The 18,705-nt window shown below is 58.5% G+C and carries 15 protein-coding genes; 13 read left to right on the forward strand and 2 right to left on the reverse strand.

What is annotated here, in order from left to right; translation table 11 throughout:
- The first annotated feature begins 44 nt into the window (after window positions 1–44).
- From NTX71_01950 to recO, 13 genes are all read left to right on the forward strand, one after another.
- Window positions 45–1,802, forward strand: a complete 1,758-nt coding sequence (locus NTX71_01950) for an N-acetylmuramoyl-L-alanine amidase (protein MCX6338665.1) — start codon at window positions 45–47, stop codon at window positions 1,800–1,802.
- A 287-nt stretch (window positions 1,803–2,089) separates the two neighbouring features.
- On the forward strand, window positions 2,090–3,634 hold the full coding sequence (nagZ, locus tag NTX71_01955) for a beta-N-acetylhexosaminidase (protein MCX6338666.1): 1,545 nt from the start codon (window positions 2,090–2,092) through the stop codon (window positions 3,632–3,634).
- Window positions 3,635–3,710: 76 nt separating this feature from the next.
- Entirely contained in the window at window positions 3,711–4,607 is an 897-nt protein-coding gene (locus tag NTX71_01960; GenBank protein ID MCX6338667.1) for a DUF72 domain-containing protein, read from the forward strand.
- 425 nt (window positions 4,608–5,032) lie between these two features.
- The gene (locus NTX71_01965; protein MCX6338668.1) at window positions 5,033–5,518 is read left to right on the forward strand and encodes a hypothetical protein; all 486 of its coding nucleotides are present in this window, start codon (window positions 5,033–5,035) and stop codon (window positions 5,516–5,518) included.
- A gap of 142 nt (window positions 5,519–5,660) precedes the next feature.
- Entirely contained in the window at window positions 5,661–5,945 is a 285-nt protein-coding gene (locus tag NTX71_01970) for an integration host factor subunit beta (GenBank protein ID MCX6338669.1), read from the forward strand.
- Window positions 5,946–6,327: 382 nt separating this feature from the next.
- Window positions 6,328–7,593, forward strand: a complete 1,266-nt coding sequence (gene hisS, locus NTX71_01975; GenBank protein ID MCX6338670.1) for a histidine--tRNA ligase — start codon at window positions 6,328–6,330, stop codon at window positions 7,591–7,593.
- A gap of 325 nt (window positions 7,594–7,918) precedes the next feature.
- A complete protein-coding gene (gene aspS / locus NTX71_01980) occupies window positions 7,919–9,688 on the forward strand; it encodes an aspartate--tRNA ligase (GenBank protein ID MCX6338671.1) in 1,770 nt (589 codons plus the stop codon).
- Between the two features lie 41 nt (window positions 9,689–9,729).
- Window positions 9,730–10,686: a PhoH family protein gene (locus NTX71_01985; protein ID MCX6338672.1), complete on the forward strand. Its 957-nt coding sequence runs from the start codon at window positions 9,730–9,732 to the stop codon at window positions 10,684–10,686.
- 25 nt (window positions 10,687–10,711) lie between these two features.
- Window positions 10,712–13,066 (forward strand): HDIG domain-containing protein, encoded by a 2,355-nt coding sequence (locus tag NTX71_01990; GenBank protein MCX6338673.1) that lies wholly within the window; start codon window positions 10,712–10,714, stop codon window positions 13,064–13,066.
- Window positions 13,023–13,484, forward strand: coding sequence for an rRNA maturation RNase YbeY (ybeY, locus tag NTX71_01995; GenBank protein ID MCX6338674.1), 462 nt, complete (start codon window positions 13,023–13,025; stop codon window positions 13,482–13,484). The genes NTX71_01990 and ybeY overlap by 44 nt, the downstream gene beginning before the upstream one ends.
- Entirely contained in the window at window positions 13,466–14,185 is a 720-nt protein-coding gene (locus tag NTX71_02000; GenBank protein MCX6338675.1) for a diacylglycerol kinase, read from the forward strand. Before ybeY ends, NTX71_02000 begins: the two co-directional genes overlap by 19 nt.
- A gap of 50 nt (window positions 14,186–14,235) precedes the next feature.
- Window positions 14,236–15,564 carry a hemolysin family protein gene (locus NTX71_02005; protein MCX6338676.1) on the forward strand — a complete coding sequence of 443 codons (1,329 nt, stop codon included), beginning with the start codon at window positions 14,236–14,238 and terminating at the stop codon, window positions 15,562–15,564.
- A gap of 193 nt (window positions 15,565–15,757) precedes the next feature.
- Window positions 15,758–16,498, forward strand: a complete 741-nt coding sequence (recO, locus tag NTX71_02010) for a DNA repair protein RecO (protein ID MCX6338677.1) — start codon at window positions 15,758–15,760, stop codon at window positions 16,496–16,498.
- Window positions 16,499–16,781: 283 nt separating this feature from the next.
- Here the strand turns inward: recO and NTX71_02015 are convergent, their stop codons facing one another.
- Entirely contained in the window at window positions 16,782–18,074 is a 1,293-nt protein-coding gene (locus tag NTX71_02015) for an IS1182 family transposase (GenBank protein MCX6338678.1), read from the reverse strand.
- A complete protein-coding gene (locus tag NTX71_02020; protein MCX6338679.1) occupies window positions 18,071–18,391 on the reverse strand; it encodes a hypothetical protein in 321 nt (106 codons plus the stop codon). The genes NTX71_02015 and NTX71_02020 overlap by 4 nt, the downstream gene beginning before the upstream one ends.
- Between the last annotated feature and the right edge of the window lie 314 nt (window positions 18,392–18,705).

Below are 18,705 nucleotides of genomic sequence, written 5' to 3' on the forward strand. Positions count from 1 at the left end.
CGCCGTGGTTTTATATTTCGGCCTTCAATGTTGGTTGTATTGAGATGAACGCACACACAATCCTGAGAGCCATATGCCTGCCGGTGATCTTATTGATGGCCGCCGCCGCTGCGCCGGGGACGGAACGCACCGGCCTGCGGATCACCTACCCCCCCGTTCATTCAGTCACGCGGTTCCCGCGGACGAGGATTGCCGGTTCATGCGCCCCTCCGTGCAGGGTTTTTATTCAGGGGAATCCCGTGAGGGTGTATCCGACCGGCGCCTTTGTGGGACTCGTCCCGCTCAGTGAGGGAGAAAACGTGATCGAGGTGCTCGCGAAGAAGGGCGGGGAGGAAAAGAGGGAGCGCCTCACGGTGACATGCCGCGACCCGCTGGTGAGCTCCCCCGTCTCACCGCTCGCGATTGACGGGAGGATGGATGAGCCGGCTGTTGATACGGCGCTGTGCGCGGGAGACGAACTTCGCGTACAGCTCAAGGGGAGCCCCGGTGTGAAAGCGTTCTGGTCGCTCGGCGAGCTCGTGCGGAGTGCCCCTCTCAGAGAGATCTCGCCGGCTGATGAGGGACTTCTCCGGGGCATCCGTGGAATCTTCAGGGCTTCCTACCGGATCAGGGCAGGCGACCATATTGATAAGACCAGGGTGAGGTTCAGGCTTGTGTCGGGGAGGGGCGAAGAGGCATCGGCGTTTTCGCCCGGGCGCGTCACGATCCTCCCTCGCGAAGAACTCACGAAGGGTGAGGTGGGCGCGGGGGGCGCCGTTTTGAGCGGAGAACCGGGAGGGGAGAGGGCATGGGAGCTCGACGCCGGCACGCGGGTCAATATCTGCGGCGAGGCGGGGGGATATTGCCGGCTGAAACTCTCAAAGGGTGAGCGCTATTGGACGCCCAAGGAATGCGTGAAGCTTCTGAAGGGTGAGGGGGGCTGGAGCGCGGCAGCCGTCGGTGCGCCGTCACTATGTCGAAGTGAGGGCGGTGCGAGGCTCTCTGTGCCCTTGAGTGGCGCGGCTCCCTACAGGGTGACGCAGGCAGAGCGGAAAAATCTCCTGGTGCTCGAACTCTTCGGTGTCTCTCCACCTCGAGAGAAGATCAATCTCAAGGGGGTGCCGCCCGTCACGACGGTTGAATTTCCTGAAGCAGAGCTTGGCGCAGTGCGGATAGCACTGCACATGGGTGGCCGCGCGCAGTGGGGATACGGGTGCCGGCGAACGAAGGAGGGGATCGAGCTGTATGTCAGGGAATCTCCGGGGAGGAAGATAGGGAAGCTCGCGATTGTCATTGACCCGGGGCACGGCGGAACACAGATTGGCGCGGTGAGTCCGACCGGCCTTCAGGAAAAAGAGTTGAACCTCACGGTCGCCCGCGCGGTCGTGGATTATCTGAAGGGCGAGGGGGCGCGCGCCGTCCTCACAAGGAACGCAGATGAAACGCGCTCGCTTGCTGAAAGGATTGAGCGGGCCCGCGCGGAGCGGGCGGATATTTTCGTGAGCATTCACCACGATTCATGTCCGGGGCACTGCGACCCGCTGAAGCGGCGCGGGGCGCGGGCCTACTACGGCATCCGGCACTCCAGGCTGCTCGCGGAGCGAATTGTAAGGAAGATTTCGAAAACAGGGATAAAATCCAATGGAAGCGCTCAGGGAAACTATGCGGTCATCCTGCCGCCGGGCTGCCTCGCGGTGCTCGTGGAGTGCGGCTACCTGTCGCACCCGAAGGACGAGGAGCTGCTCGTGCGGAAAAAGTTCCTCGCCGAGCTCGGGCGGGCGATCGGCAAGGGGATTGTGGAGTATGTGGAAAAGCATGGCTGATTCAACCACTGAGGGCGCTGAATTCACTGAAGAGGAACGAGAAGAAACGAAATTATTAATGGGAGCACTTTATTTTTTACACTTTCTGCCATGGTCATTGCGATCCCGCCTTGGCGGGGGAAGCAATCTCCTGCTGCCCAATGAGTTGAGATTGCTTCGTCACTGCGTTCCTCGCAATGACATGTCAGATATTTTATGTTCCCCGTAATAATTCAGTGTCTTCAGTGTTTTCAGTGGTTGTTATTCAACCGCTGAAGGCATTGGAGTCAGTGGTTCGGAGTGCGATGATGAGAATGCAGGGCGAGCGATTCATCTTTGGTTTTGAGGCGGGAAGCGTCACCGCGCCCGTGGAGAAAATGATTGCCGAGTGGCGGATCAGCGGCGTGGTCCTGTTTTCAAGGAATGTGAAAAGTGCGCGTCAGCTCGCGTCCCTCTGCCGCGAGCTCCAGGCGATACAAAAACGGGTGAGCCCGCTGCCGCTCATCATCGCGGTGGACCAGGAGGGCGGGAGCGTGAATCGCATCGCTGACGGGGCGACGCATTTTCCATCGCCCATGGCGGTCGCCGCAGCCGGCGACGTCGACCTCGCGGGCAGGATCGGCTACGCCATGGGATGCCAGCTCATGCGCCTCGGGGTCAATATGAATTTCGCCCCCGTCCTCGACATTAACACGCGTAAGAATAATCCCGCCATCGGCGTGCGATCGTTCGGCGAAAATCCCGAACAGGTAGCGGCATTTGGTGCGGCGATGATCCGCGGGATGGAGAGGGCCGGCGTGGCATCCGTGGCCAAGCATTTCCCCGGGATCGGTTCCGCCGAGCAGGATCCTCACGCCGAAACGCCTGTGATCACCAGGAGCGCTGAGGAGCTTGAGCGGGAGGATCTCATCCCCTTCGCGCGCGCGGTGGATGCGGGGGTGTCGGGTATCATGATAGGGCACGCCAGGTACCCCGCGCTCTCTGCGGACCCCGCGAGTTTGTCCGGGGCGGTAGTCCGGGGGCTCCTGAGAGGAGAGCTCCGGTTCAGGGGGCTCGCGATCACGGATGACCTGGAGATGGGGGCGGTGGGCGCGAGCCGGTCCGCGGGAGATGCAGCGGTGAAGGCCTGCGGTGCGGGTGCGGATCTATTGCTGGTGTGCCATTCTGGCGACGCGCAGGCGGCCGCGATGGCCGCCCTCGCCGGAGCGCTCAACAGCGGAAAGCTTCGTCCGGAGAATATCACGGGGAGCGTGGAACGGCTGCGTGCGTTCAAGGAGCGGCTCCTCGCGCGGCTCACGGCGGCGCACGACGGAGCGCCGGAGAACGGCGAAGATCTGGCGCGGGAGGCGGCTGAGCGGGCAATCACGCTGGTGAGCGATGGAGAAAAGGTCCTCCCCCTCCGCATGGGGCCGGGAGAAAAACTCCTCGTCCTCTCACCGGTCCTTGGACCCCTCACCGCGGCCGAGGATGGCGCGGCCGCAGAAGGGACGCTCGCCGGTTTCATCGGGGCGCGCCACCCGATGACCGAGACGGTGCCTTTTGAGATCGTTCCCTCGCGAGGCAATTTTGACCGGATACGCGAGGCGCTCCGCGGCGCGCGCGCGGTGGTGATGGGCACCTGTAATGCGCACCTCTATGGCGAGCAGGCGCGCCTGGTGCGAGAGGTTGCAGCGGCGGGGAAACCGACGGTGTTTGTCGCGCTCAGGAATCCCTATGATGCCGAACTGTACCCACCCCGCGCTGCCAGGCTGGCCGCGTACGGCTCGGACGGCCACACCCTCTGCGCCCTTGCCAGGGTGATGTTCGGTGAGCTACCCACGCGCGGGAGGCTCCCTGTGACGCTTGATCTTTAACAAACCGTCCATAGTCCATGGTCAATAGTCCATAGACGTAAAAGGGCCATGGACTAGCGACTATGGATTATCCAAAATGAGAAGCAGTGGAAAAGATGAAGTTCGCGTGGGAACGGCGGGTTGGGATTACGAGGACTGGAAGGGCATCGTGTACCCGCTCTCGAAGCCGATGGGCTTTGATCCCCTCGAGTACCTTTCGCGGTATTTCGACTGTTGTGAAATCAACAGCACGTTCTACCGGATCCCCGACCGCCGGGTGTGCGCGAGCTGGATGAGGAGGGTCGAGAGGAACGGCCGCTTCAGTTTCACGCTCAAGCTCTATCGTGGATTCACCCATGAGCGAGGCCCTCTCGCAGGGAGAGACGCCGGGCTGTTCCGTGAGGCGGTCGCGCCGATCCTCGAGGCGGGAAGGTTGGGGTGCGTGCTGATGCAATTCCCCTGGTCGTTCAAGAATGCCGCGAAAAACCGCGATTACCTGCGCGGGCTCTTCCAGGAGTTTTCGGCTCTGCCGCTCGTGCTCGAGGTGAGACACACGAGCTGGAACGTGCCGCCCTTCTACGACTTTTTAAGCGAGCACGGCGTGGGCTTCTGCAATATTGACCAGCCGCTCTTCTCCGGTTCGCTGGAGCCGTCCGCCCGGAGCACCGCGCGCGTGGGGTATTTCCGACTCCACGGGCAGAACTACGACGACTGGTTCCGCGAGGGCGCGGGGCGCGACGCCCGCTACAACTATCTCTACTCCGAAGAGGAGCTGGCATCATGGATCGCGCGGGTTGAGGCCGTCCGCGAGCAGGTCTCCTCCATCTACGTCATCATGAATAACCACTTCAAGGGGCAGGCGGCCTGTAACGCGCTCCAGGTCAAGGCACGCCTATCGGGGTCTCAGGTTCCCGTTCCCCCGAGCCTGCTCGCGGCCTTCCCGCAGCTCGAGAAGGTACGCAGACCTTACACTGGGCAGGGAGATCTGTGGTGAGGTAATTACTCAGATAAGCGGGGGATGACCACATTGTAGCAGATGATGCAAGATTGAGCTGCGGCCCGAAATGGCGGATAATGTAGGGGTCGCCTGCCTGCCGGCGGGCAGGGATTCATCCGACCCGCTTGGCGGGCTTGATGAATCAAGCCCCTACAGGGAGAAATACTTCTGATTACATTTCACCTATCAGGTGAACGTTTCGATATGTTATCCGCCATTTCGGGTGCGGATTTGCGCGGATGAACGCAGGTACAATGATGGTGCAATCCGCGTCTATCCGCGGCGGCGAGGGAAAATCATATTGACCCTGAAAAAGCGGCGTGGTAGAGTGGGCATTGTGCAGAACTGGAACTGCGGGAGGCGGTTTTAACACGAGCCGCCCTCGATTCACTCGCCCCCTGTGGAGCGTGCTGGAGGCATCATTGATTGATCCCCTCCTTGAAGAAGAGATCGAATGCATCAACGGACTCGTCCGCATGTGGGATAGCCTCATGGAGCGAGTAGAGGAAACACGCGGGGGTGGGGGCGTGCGAGAAGATTCAGCGAAGGCCTTTATCGTCGCGCGCGATGAGATCGCCAGGCGATACACGGCGATAATGGCCCAGCTTGAGGTTGCGCTGGACGAGCAGGACGAGCTGCTTCAGATGCTCGGACGCATGAACTCATTGGGTGCGGTTGCCCTGCTCCCGGATATCCAGTGGAAGAAGCTGGAAGAGGCGAGGGGGCGCGTGGAGGTGAGTGTGCAGGGCCTCCTGGGGGCGTTGCAGAACCGACAGCGCGCCCTGGCGGGGGTGAACGGGAATCTCATCCTCGTGCGGCGGGTGGCAGGATCCTGGCCCTGCAGGCTGCTGTACCTTGCGGTCGGGATTGTAGTTATCTTTCTTGTGCTCAGTAAGATTATGCTGTAAACTTGGAGCGCATGGATATTCAGAGGGTGCGGCATATCCGGGAAACAGAATCTGCGCTGCACCCCCTGGTGCGTATACATGCGGTTGCCCGCTGGGCGGAGAGGCGATGCGGCTCAAGTCTGTTACGTAAGGAGGGGACACAATGACAAAGCGAGAGCTGGCGATTAGAATCGCGAGTGAAACGAAATTGCCGCAGCAGGCGGTCAAGGAGGCCATTCAGAAGATGCTCGATTATATCATCGAGAGCCTGGCTTCAGGCAAGAGCGTTGAACTCAGAAATTTCGGTGTGTTCAAAGTGCGCACGAGGAAAGCCCGTTTGGGGCGAAATCCAAATAAACCGGAGCAGGAAGTCCGCATCCCTGCAAAGCGGGTCCCCGATTTTAAGCCGGGGAGAATTATGAGGGCTAAGGTAGAGAGGCCTTTATAAACGGGGCGACCGGATCGCGGCGAATAGTGTCCCTGATTCATGGGAATAATAAGTGTGAGATGGATACGCGAAGGCCCTGACCCGCCACGGGTTGGGGCCTACCTTTATAGAGACAGGATTAAGGATTAAGCGCTAAGGATTAAGCATTATTAATGGGAGCACTTTATTTTTTACACTTTCTGCCATGGTCATTGCGATCCCGCCTTGGCGGGAGAAGCAATCTCTTGGTGCCCAATGAGTTGAGATTGCTTCGTCACTGCGTTCCTCGCAATGACATGTCAAATATTTTATGCTCCCCGTAATAACTGATGACCAATGGAGGCTTGCTACTTAATCCTTAGTGCTTAATCCGGGCATTCGTTTGGGGTTTGCCGAGGGTATTATGAAAATACAGCGACCACGGGGAACAGCCGACATCCTCCCCGATCAGGCGAGACGATGGCATTTCGTCGAAGACGTCATTAGACGCGTCGCCGCGCTCTATAATTACAGGGAAATTAGAACACCGATTTTTGAGAGCACCGATCTTTTCGTCAAAAGCGAGGGGGAATCGACAGACATTGTGAGCAAACAGATGTACACATTCAAAGATCGGGCAGGCCGCAGCCTCACTCTTCGCCCGGAGATGACGCCAAACGTGATCAGGGCATATCTGGAACACTCTCTCAATCAGAAAGAAAAGTTTATCAAGCTCTACTACATGGGACCGATATTCCGCTACGAGAAGCCTCAGTCCGGACGTTATCGCCAACACCACCAGTTTGGCGTCGAGGCGATCGGGAGTGCAGAGCCGGCGCTGGACGCTGAGGTTGTTGAAATGATGATGCACCTTTATCAAAAGCTGGGGCTTGCTGGATTAAAGGCAATTATTAATAGTGTGGGCTGTAGAAAATGCCGGCCCGGCTACAATGCTTTGCTGAAAAGCTACCTCGGGACGAAGCTGAGAGAGTTGTGTGCCGACTGTCGCAGGCGTGCTGAAGTAAACCCTTTGAGGGTATTTGATTGCAAGGAGCCTGTGTGTTCGGCAGCTATTCGTCAAGCACCCAAGGTGTGTGATAACCTTTGCGACGCATGCCGCGATCACTTCCGTACATTCCGTGATCTTCTGAAGGAATCAGGAATAGATTATCAGGTGAAGCCGGAGCTTGTTCGAGGGCTCGACTACTACACGCGCACGGCGTTTGAAATAGTTTCTGAAAACCTTGGAGCGCAGAACGCCGTCGGCGGCGGGGGGCGCTATGATGATCTCATCGAATCACTCGGCGGCCCGCCCACACCGGCAATTGGCTTCGGCACAGGCCTGGAGCGGATACTCATGGTAATGGAAGATCGCGGGGTGGCGATCCCCGATGAAGGCGCGCTCAGCGTGTACCTCGTCGTGTGGGAGAAAGAGGGGATGGACGCCGGCAGGAAGCTCCTGCGGTCGCTGCGGATGGGGGGTGTGGCGGCTGAGATGGACTACGGCATGAGCAGCCTCAAGTCGCAGCTCCGGCGCGCGGACCGGCTGGGGATTCCCTTTGTGCTCCTTCTCGGGAAAGACGAGCGCGCGCGGGGAAAGGCAAAGCTCAGAAACATGAAGACGGGAGAAGAGCGCGAGGTCGCGCTGGACAGCGCGGCGGAAGCGATCAGGCAGCTGGCAGGCGGCTAAGACCTCCATGCCCATCCGCGGGTAGTGTCAAAAGTTTCATGAAAGAACTAAATGCAACCACAGATTGCACAGATACTTGTAAATATTTTTTAGGGGGAAGGAGTCTGCGTCAATCTGTGGTGAATAAATCTGTGGTAAATGGAGAAGGGAAAGAGTTTCCATACAACGGCTTAATTATACGCATGTTACCACAGATAAATCACCACTGATTTACTCAGAAAAGGCGTAAATAATCTGAGAAATCTGTGGTTGCTTTAAAGAAACTTTTGACATTACCCACCCGCGAGGTGGAAGGGGTATCGATAACACGGCGGTAAAAGGCAACATGGAAAACTACGCACGGACACACCATTGCGGTGAGCTGAGGGGCACGCACGTCGGATCACGGGTGAGGCTCTGCGGGTGGGTCCACCGCCGCAGGGATCATGGCGGCCTCGTTTTCATTGATCTTCGCGACAGAGAGGGGATCACACAGGTCGTCTTCAATCCGGAGATCGCGTCTGATCCGCACGCGAGAGCCGAGGAGTTGAGGAGCGAGTGCGTCATCGCGATCGCTGGCGCGGTCCGCCGCCGCCCTCCCGGCACCGAGAACACCAGGCTCGCCACCGGCGAGGTGGAGGTGCTCGCGAATGAACTCCTCCTGCTCGCCCGGGCCCAGACGCCTCCCTTCAGCATCGAGAGCGAGGAGGAGGTGAGCGAGGAATTGCGGCTCAAGTACCGTTACCTCGATCTGCGGCGCCCCGAGCTTCAGCACGCGCTCAAACTCCGGCACCGCGTCATGCTCGAGACGAGAAATTACTTTGATTCGAAGGGGTTCCTGGAGATTGAGACCCCCATCCTCACCAAGAGCACACCAGAAGGGGCGCGAGATTATCTCGTCCCGAGCAGGACGCAACCCGGCTCGTTCTTCGCCCTCCCGCAGTCGCCCCAGCTCATGAAGCAGCTGCTGATGGTCGCCGGGATGGACCGGTACTTCCAGATATGCAAGTGCTTCCGGGACGAGGACCTGAGGGCCGATCGCCAGCCCGAATTCACGCAGATAGATCTGGAGATGAGCTTCGCGCGGGAAGACGATATCTTCTCCGTGGTCGAGGGCCTCATGGCGCGCCTCTTCAAAATTGCGCTGGGGCTGGAGATTCCTGTTCCCTTCGCGCGCGTGGCGCACGCGGACGCACTGGCTCGTTTCGGGACCGATAAGCCGGACCTCCGCTTCGGGATGGAACTCAGGGATGTGACGGAGATTGTGCGCGGGTCCCGCTTCAACGCGTTCGAATCAGTCCTCGCTCAGGGGGGACGGGTGAAGGGCATCATGGTGCCCGGAGGCGCTTCCTGCTCGAGATCAGCGCTCGACGAGCTCACGACCTTCGCGGCGGGGCATGGCGCAAAGGGGCTCGCGTGGTTCAAGGTGATGGCGGACAGACTTGAATCACCCCTGGTAAAATTCTTTCAGGAGGAGCAGGTGCTCCGCCTCCGCGAGGAGCTCGGTGGTTCCCCGGCGGGCGGCCTCATCCTCCTCGTCGCGGACACCCTCCCCGCGGTGTACGCGCCGCTCTCCGCCCTCAGGAACCGGCTGGGGCGGGAGCGCGGCCTCATCGAGCGCACGGCATTCCGGTTCGCATGGGTCGTTGATTTTCCACTCTTCACGTACAATGAGGAGGAGAAGAGGCTGGAGAGCGAGCATCATCCCTTCACCTCGCCGAAGCGCGAAGACATCCCCCTCCTGGACGATGAGCCGCTCAAGGCTCGCTCCGCCTCGTACGACCTGGTGTTGAACGGCTGTGAGATAGGCAGCGGGAGCGTGAGGATCCATGAGGAAAAGCTCCAGCATAAGATCTTTGAGCTCCTCACGCTGGACGAACGGGTCATCGAGGAACGTTTCGGATTTTTCCTCGAAGCGTTCCGCTATGGCGCTCCGCCCCACGCCGGATTCGCCATCGGCCTCGACAGGCTCGTGATGATCATGGCGGGGAGGGAGACCATCAGGGACGTGATCGGTTTCCCCAAGACGCAGAAGGCATCGTGCCTCATGACCGGCTCTCCCTCACCGGTCAGCCCCGAGCAGCTCAGGGAACTCCAGATCCGCGTCGGGCAATAATGCAGGGACAAGGGATGAGAGATACGGGATAAGGGGTGACGATGGCAGAAGTACGTTTGGATTTCGATACCCCGCATCAGGTGAGCGCCCTCTATGGCAACTCCGAGGAGAACCTGAGGATCATCGAAAAGGCCTTCGGCGTGACCATCGTCCCCCGCGCCAACTTTATCAAGATAACAGGGGATGAGCCGGGCCTGGAAAAGAGCAGGACGCTCTTCGGCGAGCTGGCCGCGGTGGTGCGCGATGGACGGATGATACGCGGCCACGAGCTCAAGTACGCGGTGAGGGCCATCGTGCAGCACAGAGAGAGGGAGATGCAGTCCTTTCTGGCGGAGCGCATCAGGGTCTCCTCGAAGAAGATGTTCGTGACGCCCAAGACCGAGGGGCAGAAAGTGTACGTGGACGCGATAAGGAAGTACGATATCGTGTTTGGCATAGGCCCCGCCGGCACGGGAAAGACCTATCTCGCCATGGCGATGGCGGTCGAGGCGCTGCTCGAAGAGCGGGTGGGCCGGATCGTCCTCACGCGGCCCGCGGTGGAGGCGGGCGAGTCGCTGGGATTCCTGCCGGGAGACCTCTACGAGAAGATCACCCCCTACCTCAGGCCGCTCTACGACGCGCTCTACGACATGATGGAGGTGAGCCAGGTGCAGCGGCACATCGAACGGGGGATTATCGAGGTTGCGCCGCTCGCCTACATGAGGGGCAGGACGCTCAACGACTCGTTCATCATCCTCGACGAAGCGCAGAACAGCACGAGCGAGCAGATGAAGATGTTTCTCACGCGGCTTGGGTTCGATTCAAAAACGGTGATCACCGGTGATATCACCCAGGTCGATCTTCCCGGGCACCGGCAGTCCGGCCTCGTGCAGGTGCAGTCCGTGCTGGAGGAGATCACGGGTATCAGGTTTGTGTATTTCACCGAGCGGGATGTCGTGCGCCATGAGCTCGTGCAGGAGATCATCAGGGCGTACGAGAGAATCCCCAGGAGTGGGTGAGGGCGGCCGTGAGGCGCGGCCAATCATGGAGCGGGTGAATACGGCGATGAGATTCTTGACTCGATACAGTCTTCGAAAACAGGGGCTCACCGGGAAAAAGCTCAGGAAAGAACATCCCCGGGGGGGGATGCATGGCGTCCTGGAGGGGAGTCATTTCGTCAAGGGGCTCATCGCAGTCAGCAGCTGTGCCGGGGTTGTGGCGATTGTTCTCCTGGGGAGGGAATCGCACCGTGAGGCGCTCGATCTGTACGTTGGTCAGCCGGCCCCACGTGACGTGTTCGCTGATATTGGTTTCTCGTATGGGGATGGGGAGGCGACGGGAAGGTTGAGGATGGAAGCCTCCCAGAAGGTGCCCCCTCAGTACGGTTTTTCTACGGAGAAACTCAAGGAGTGCGCGCGCCAGTTCAGAGATACGCTCGGGGCGGCGACTGAGGAGCAAGCGGTTGAACGGGCGAAGAGACCCACGGTTGAAAAGAGCGGCAAGGGTGAATATGGACACGCGTCCCCTCTGAAAGCCCGTGATTTGGAGTCGCTCAAGCAGGCGCCTGATCCCGCGAGGCTCGCGGCCCAGATGGGATCTTCTCTCATAGTGCTGGGCGGCCATGATGCACAGGTCATTCGCGATGTCGCGCGCGGGGGCGAGTGGACGGAAGGCTCTCAGGACGGTGAGCGCCAGCGGAGTGCGCTGCTCAGGGCCGCGCGAGAGGAAATCGAAAAGTGGGCGGTGGGCGTGTTTCCGCGGGACCGACGGATGAGAGAGGCGGCGGGGAATGCGCTCACCCTCGCGTGCGAGTGGAGCATCGATTACGATGAAGTGCTCACCCAGCGCGTGAAAGACATGGTTGCAGCCCGGATAAAGCCCGTCATCACTCTGGTGCAGCCGGGGAGAAAGATCATCGAGAAGGGGTATGAGGTGACGCCGCAGCAGATGGATATATATTCGGCGTATCTCGCGCGGCGCGAGCAGGTTGAGCCCGTCGCGCAGAGAATGAGGGAGCGCCTCTACTATACCCTCGGCCTGACGCTCCTCATGGTGATGTTTCTCATCGTGTCGCGGCGGTACCTCAGATACTACCAGGATCAGATTTACCAGAGCAACTCAGCCCTCTTCATGCTGGAGCTCATTGTGCTGGGCGCGCTCCTGCTCTCCCGCGGCATATCACTGATTCCGTTCGGGACAATTCAATCGAGCTGGAACAATATCTTTTACTACCTCGTGGCGGTTTCTGTCCCCGCCGCGGCGATCCTGATGACCTTCCTGCTCAACCGCTCCCTCGCCCTTTTTTTCGCGATGCTCATCGGCATACTTGTCGGCATCATAAAAGGCTTCAGCCTCCCGTACACGATCGTTGGCATCGTGGCGGGGATTGTGGCGGTGTACGCCAGCGTCGGCGTTCGGCGCCGCAGCCAGCTCGTCAATGGGGGCGCCACGATTGCCCTGGCGAACATCATTACCATCAGCGCCCTCGGCGCCATCGGCAACCTGAACATTATCTCCGCCACGGTGGGATACCGCGCGGCAGGAGGGTTTCTCTCGGGCATGCTCGCATCTTTTATCGCGGCGAGTTTCCTGCCGCTCTTCGAACATGCGTTCAACGTGGTCACGGATATCCGGCTCCTCGAACTCTCCGACCTCAACCACCCGCTGCTCAAGATGATGTTTATCGAGGCGCCTGGCACCTACCACCACAGCATCATGGTGGGGAACCTCGCTGAGGCGGCTGCCGAGGCAGTGGGGGCGAATCCGCTCCAGGTGAGGGTCTGTGCCTACTTCCACGATATTGGGAAAATGAGAAAACCGGAATATTTTACGGAAAACGAGCTGTACGGCAAGAACATGCACATCGAGCTCAACCCTCGCATGAGCAGCCTGGTCATACTCTCACACGTGAGGGATGGGGTCGATATGGCCATCACATATAAACTCAACCGCAAGATCATTGATGCCATACGGCAGCACCATGGGGACAGTCTGGTCTATTTCTTCTACCGACGCGCCGAAGAGACCAAGGCAGAGGGGGAAGAGGTTGCACAGGAGGACTTCCGCTACGAGGGGCCCAAACCACAGAGCAAGGAAACCGCGATCCTCCTCATCGCGGATGCCGTGGAAGCCGCCTCGCGCAGCCTGGGCCGGCCGACGCCGTCGCGCATCAAAAATCTTGTGCAGGAGATCATCAACCAGCGCATCATCGACGGACAACTCGACGAGTGCGATCTCACGTTCAACGAGCTGCGGCTCATCGCGAAGAGATTTGAGCACATGCTCAACAGCACCTTTCACGCACGCATCAAGTATCCCGAGAGAGGCGACGATGCTGAGGGGCGGGAGCTGCGAAATGAGCGTTCTGGTGAGGAGCCAGCTCAAAAAAACAAGGATTGATTCAGCGGAGGCCTCCCGCTTCGCGCGATTCATCATGGGGCGGTTGCGCTGCGCGAGGGGCGCGGAACTGAGCGTCCTCTTTGCGGGAAACCGCGCCGTGCGGCGGCTGAACCGGGAATACAGGGGCGTGGATCGAACGACCGACGTCCTGGCGTTTCCCCTGAGCAGTCGGCGGGCCGAGGCCCTGCGCGCCGGTGCGCTGGGCGACGTGGTTATCTCGGTTGACCGCGCGCGCCGGTGCGCCCGGCGGCTCCGGACCACGGCCAATGCCGAGATACTGCTGTACCTCACCCATGGCATTCTCCACCTGTGCGGTTTTGATGACCGCACCGCTCGGGGGCGGGTGAGAATGGAGCGGCGGCAGGAGGCGCTCATCCGTCAGGCATTGAAGAGGAGATCATGGAACGTCATAAGTTAGTCGAGAGCTTCACGTGCGCCATAGAGGGCATTACCTACGTGCTCAGGACGCAGCGCAACATGCGCATTCACCTTGTCGCCGGCGCGGGGGTGATCGTCGCAGCGCTCGTCTTCAGCATCCCCCGCGTGGACTTCCTGCTGATCTGCATCGCCATTTTTTTCGTGCTCTTCGCCGAGATGGTCAATACCGCGGCGGAACTCACCATCGATCTGATCAGTGAAACCTACCATCCGCTCGCAAGGATCGTGAAGGACATCGGAGCGGGGGCGGTGATGCTCTCCTCGATCAATTCGATCGTCATCGGCTACCTCGTGTTCATGAGGCAGCTTGAGCGGCGGGCGATCACAGGGGCCGATTTCATCAAGGGCCTTCCCGCCTATGTGAGTTTCCTCGTCCTCCTTATCGTGATCGTCGTCACGGTGCTCATGAAGATCGTCGTTGGCCGTGGCACCCCGATGAGCGGGGGGATGCCGAGCGTGCACAGCGCGGTCGCGTTTGCGGCGGCTACAATCGTTTCGCTCCTCGTCCCCGCCTCGTTCCCGGTGATCCTGTTGTCATATTTTCTCGCGCTCATGGTGGTGCAGGGCAGGATCGCGGCGGGGATCCACACGTTCCCTGAGGTGATCACGGGTGCGCTGCTCGGTTTCCTGATCACGCTCACACTCTATCACCTGTATCGGTATGCAACTGCGGGGTGCTAGGTAATGGACGGGGGGATAACGCGGAGTTTACGGTCGGCACGTGATCCGTGGTGAGTCGTCTCGAAGGCGTCTGTAATGTACGTGAGCGGGGATACACCGCGATGCTCATCTGGCTTCTCATCGTCATATTTCTTTCCATAGTCTTCTTCTGCACACTCAGCAGCGTCGCACTGAACGCGATTCCTCTCGAGCGCCTGTGGCGGTTGCGGGAAGGCGGCGGGAGGAACGCGGCGGGTGTGGAGTACTGGGTCACGCATTCCCAGCAGATCACCTGGGCATGCCGGGTGGCGAGCCGGATTTCCTGCGTCGCCCTCGCGCTCGTCCTGGCGACGCTCATCGAAGGGAAGCCCCTGCCGCTGTACGCCTTTATTATCGCGCTCCTGGTGACCACTATCCTCGTCGCCTTCCCTGGGAGCCTGCTCCCCTCAGCCTGGGCGCAGCTCGCGGGGGAGAAGATAGGCTTGAGCCTCCTCCCGCTGATCAGGATTCTCGGGTTTATCCTCACTCCTTTGGCGGTGGGGTGCTATGCGATTTTGAATGTTATTATGAAACCATTCGGCATCGCCACGCTCAGTTTTAAGCCGCTCCACCTGAGGAGCGAGATCGAGCAATGCGTAGGGGGACTTGAGAAATCGGGCAGGCTCTCCGGTGAGGAGAAGAAGATGGTCAGGCGCATCTTCGGCTTCGGCGAGCTGGAGGCGAGTGAGATCATGACACCGCGGGTGTCCATCCTGTGCCTCTCGGAGAATGAGACTGTGGCGCGCGCCCTCGATCTGATCAGGGCTGAGCGCCTTTCGCGCATCCCTATCTTCAGAGGGAGCCCCGACAGTGTGGTGGGGATCCTCTACGCGAAGGATCTATTGAGCCGGTGGGGTGAGGTGGGGATAGAAACACGCAGGGTCGGGGAGCTCGCGCGGGAGCCGCTCTTTGTCCCCGGGGCAAGCAGGCTCGGGAGCCTTTTTTCGGAGATGCGCAACAAGAGGGTCCATATGGCGATCGTCGTGGATGAGTACGGGAGCACGATCGGCATGGTGACGATGGAGAATATCCTTGAGGAGATTGTGGGGGAAATACGGGATGAGCATGATTCCGCGGGGGACACTCCCTGTGAGAAGATCGGCGAGGGAATGTATCGGGTGGATGCCCGCCTCTCCGTGAACGATGCCCGACGTGAGCTCGGCCTCGCGATCCCGGAAAGGGCGGAATACGATACGCTCGCCGGATTCCTCTACTCGGTGTGCGGCGGGGTGCCGGTGGCGGGAGAGGTGATCAGCTGGGGAGGGCACTCGTTCAAGGTGCTGGAAGCCACAAAGAGGGGAGTGGCCAGGCTGGAGATCCGCAAGGGTAAATCCCAAATCCCAAACCCCAAATCCCAATAATGGGTGTATACCGGTGGATAGTTCCATCTGGGATTACTCTCGTAATTAATGGGGGACGAATACAATCGAATTTCCTTACGTGAACATGCCTCTTATAATTTTTGCGGCCCCGGGATCGGAGTTCCCTGCCTGCATAATAAGTGTACACTCGCCTTTGTTTGGGATTTTGGATTTTGGATTTGGGATTTAAAGTATGATCCGCACCGTTCAGGGAATCATCCTCCACCGCCGCGAGGTGACCGAGTCGAGCCTCATCCTCACGGTGTTTAGCGACGTAGCCGGGAAGCTCGATCTCCTTGCGAAGGGCGCGCGCCGGAGCACGAGCCGCTTTCTCGGCCACCTCGAACTCTTCTCTCTCTGCAGCCTCACCTATTATGAAAATCTTCGCAGGGGTATCAATATTCTCAGCGAGTGCGACGTGATCGACCCTCTCCTCCATTTGAGGGCTGATTTTTCCGCCTTTATGGCCGCCTGCTATTTTGCCGAGCTGGTGGGGATGGGCACCGGCCTCGCATCGAGCGCGCGAACCGTTTTCGATCTCCTCAAAGGAGCGTTCAGCCACCTCGCCTCTCTCCCCGACCCTTCCTTGTTGGAGCGGTATTTCGAGCTCCACCTCCTCTCTCTCCTCGGCTACTCCCTCCAGGTGAGTGTGTGTGTCTGCTGCCGGAAAAAAGAGAGGCGGCCGCGCTTTTTCTCGGCGCGTGCGGGGGGGATGGTTTGCGACGACTGTCGCGGGAGGCACCCCGGCGCCATGCCCATCTCACAGGGGACGCTCTCCACCATGCGCTACCTGAAGGCCAGGCCGATACGGTCACTCCCACGAGTTGCACTCACCGCGCAACAGTCATCCGAGCTGGAGGAAATCCTTCGACGGGCGATCGTCTTTTATCTTGAACGTGAGCCGCGATCACTCCGCACGACATCGGTTCCGTAATGCCTCAGAAGGTGTGAAAAAATTTGATTATGACTGTAACGTTTCTGATAAAAGTTAAAATCGTTCAGGCAATGGCTGAATCATAAGAGAAACATGTTGCCCTCGATAAAAATGACAAATAGAAAGAGATGTAACCCGAATTTCTCGGGTTGGCTGTGAGAGTGTAACCCTTTCTTTTTCCCTTGGTCCATTAACTATGCCCATTGGGGCCTCCAGCGCAAACGGATCCACTGTTTGATGTTGTAAGTCAGGCAGGCCCACAGTGCCTCCATGCCTACCTTCACTAAACCCCGCAGTCGAAATTGCCGTAATCCAATCTTATCCTTGATCCAGGCATTAGGAAGGAACATGCCTGACAATCCATAGCACAGGCTCGATATTTATAGTTCGTTCGTCCTGGCCGTTTCTCTTCCCCATTAGCTCTTAGAATCTTTCCTGCCGGACAGGTATAGGTGTCTCTCAGCGCATCATAATGAAATGCCTCGGGATAAAAGCCCTGATCTACGCCTCGTCGTTTCAACTGCCCCGCTGACTGCGAAGTCCCCGTTCCCATCGATCCGATCAAATCCACTTCCCTTTCGCTCATTGCTAAGATATTGTCCCTGCTGGTAAAACCTCCATCCACCACGACCTGTTCGGGCTCCTGCCCTACGTTCGCCTCCACCCGATCTACCGCTGGGACCAACTCCCCATAATCGCTCCCCGATTGGCTCACTCCCATTCCCACGATCATCTTTTCTTTCGCATCCGTTGAGATCTGCACATTGTAACTGGGCGCATAACCCCCATCCGATTGTTTCATGATCCGTGCCTGTGGATCGGTCATGCTCACGCGCGCCTCTTGCTTCTCTTCCTGACTCGACTTGCAAGCCCGGATCTTTTCCAGTTCTTCCAAGGCCTTCTCCAGTCGCTGCTGCTTCTCCCGTGCCCCTCGCTGGCGCGCCTTGGCCACCCGTGGGCTCACCTCCTCAGCCAACCGAGGATCTCCAATCTGCTCCACCTGCTGACGCGCTGCCTCTAAATGCCTCCTAACTCGCTCCTCCCGTCGAAAGGTATCGGCACCGGCACAGGCCTTGACCTTCGTCCCATCATGCATCACCCGCTCTAAACTGATTAATCCTTCTGCACTTAACAACCCCAAAACCTCCGTGAACAAATCGTCCAAAGCTTCTTTATGAACCACCCTAAAATCTGACAACGTGTGATAATTAATCGGCTCCATCCCCGTTAACCATTGATAGGCCGGATCGTATTCGCACAACCGTGAGACTTCTCGCGCTGAACCGATACCCTTACTGTAAGCATAGATCCATAAACTGATCATTAACCGAGGATCGAGGGCTGGACGACCGGCTTCCCCCTCGATCACCTCAATATCCTCATAGTATCGACTCAGATCAAGGCGCCCCACGAATTCCCAAATGGCACGCACCTCATGATCCTCCGGCACCAGGGCCTCTACGTCCACCGGCCGCAGCACCATCTGCTCACGGTTAATCGGCTTCAGGCGCACCCTTCGGGTCTTCTCCTTCTCCACCTCCCCAGCCTTCAACTCCGAAGCGTTATCCTCTCTCATGCCACCCCCCTCTTTCTCAGCCCCATGTGCTCCAGATTTAACCGGGATAGCTTCACTCCAAGCTCCCAATACCTTGAAAAAGCCTCCATCGCCTTCTTGACCTCTCCCAATCGGGAAACAGGAATATAAACCATCTGTGTCACTCCCCCTTCTTTGTAAGAGAGATAATAGGCGGGTCCATGCTTCTCCCCCCGCTCACATCGACACCCTTTCTTCCCGCATTTGCGATATAAAACCACCAGGCTCCCCTGAAGCATTTCGGAACAGTATTGGATCTCCCTCAGTAACCTTGCTTTCTCTGCTCCCAACCTCTTCATACTGAATTATATTAATACAAATCAGATATCTTTTTAAGTATTTTTCTCTCCGAAGCCAAAGATTTACTAAACGCAGGCCTTAAGAGAGTATAATTAGAGGTCCCTTTTAATTTTTTCACACCTTCTCATCCTTGCAGGGGATGGGGATTCGATCCCTTTCTCTATATCAGCCCGTTTATTTCGAGGTTGTGGAGGGTCCAAAAAGTCTTAGGGTGGTCAAGGTTGTGCCAATGATTGTGTAGAACTTGTAGAACCGGCAGGGCATATATCAATACAGAACTTATGATTCAAGAATTCTTGAATTTAAGGGAGAA

This window comes from Candidatus Auribacterota bacterium, from assembly GCA_026392035.1.
Taxonomy (GTDB): Bacteria; Auribacterota; Tritonobacteria; order UBA1439; family UBA1439; genus JAPLCX01.

Bases quoted from the DNA above. Each gene is read 5' to 3' on its own strand.
- NTX71_01950 (MCX6338665.1), top strand. From the start codon at position 45: ATGAACGCACACACAATCCTGAGAGCCATATGCCTGCCGGTGATCTTA.
- nagZ (MCX6338666.1), top strand. From the start codon at position 2,090: ATGAGAATGCAGGGCGAGCGATTCATCTTTGGTTTTGAGGCGGGAAGC.
- NTX71_01960 (MCX6338667.1), top strand. From the start codon at position 3,711: ATGAGAAGCAGTGGAAAAGATGAAGTTCGCGTGGGAACGGCGGGTTGG.
- NTX71_01970 (MCX6338669.1), top strand. From the start codon at position 5,661: ATGACAAAGCGAGAGCTGGCGATTAGAATCGCGAGTGAAACGAAATTG.
- hisS (MCX6338670.1), top strand. From the start codon at position 6,328: ATGAAAATACAGCGACCACGGGGAACAGCCGACATCCTCCCCGATCAG.
- aspS (MCX6338671.1), top strand. From the start codon at position 7,919: ATGGAAAACTACGCACGGACACACCATTGCGGTGAGCTGAGGGGCACG.
- NTX71_01985 (MCX6338672.1), top strand. From the start codon at position 9,730: ATGGCAGAAGTACGTTTGGATTTCGATACCCCGCATCAGGTGAGCGCC.
- NTX71_01990 (MCX6338673.1), top strand. From the start codon at position 10,712: ATGGAGCGGGTGAATACGGCGATGAGATTCTTGACTCGATACAGTCTT.
- ybeY (MCX6338674.1), top strand. From the start codon at position 13,023: ATGAGCGTTCTGGTGAGGAGCCAGCTCAAAAAAACAAGGATTGATTCA.
- NTX71_02000 (MCX6338675.1), top strand. From the start codon at position 13,466: ATGGAACGTCATAAGTTAGTCGAGAGCTTCACGTGCGCCATAGAGGGC.
- recO (MCX6338677.1), top strand. From the start codon at position 15,758: ATGATCCGCACCGTTCAGGGAATCATCCTCCACCGCCGCGAGGTGACC.
- NTX71_02015 (MCX6338678.1), bottom strand. From the start codon at position 18,074: ATGAGAGAGGATAACGCTTCGGAGTTGAAGGCTGGGGAGGTGGAGAAG.
- NTX71_02020 (MCX6338679.1), bottom strand. From the start codon at position 18,391: ATGAAGAGGTTGGGAGCAGAGAAAGCAAGGTTACTGAGGGAGATCCAA.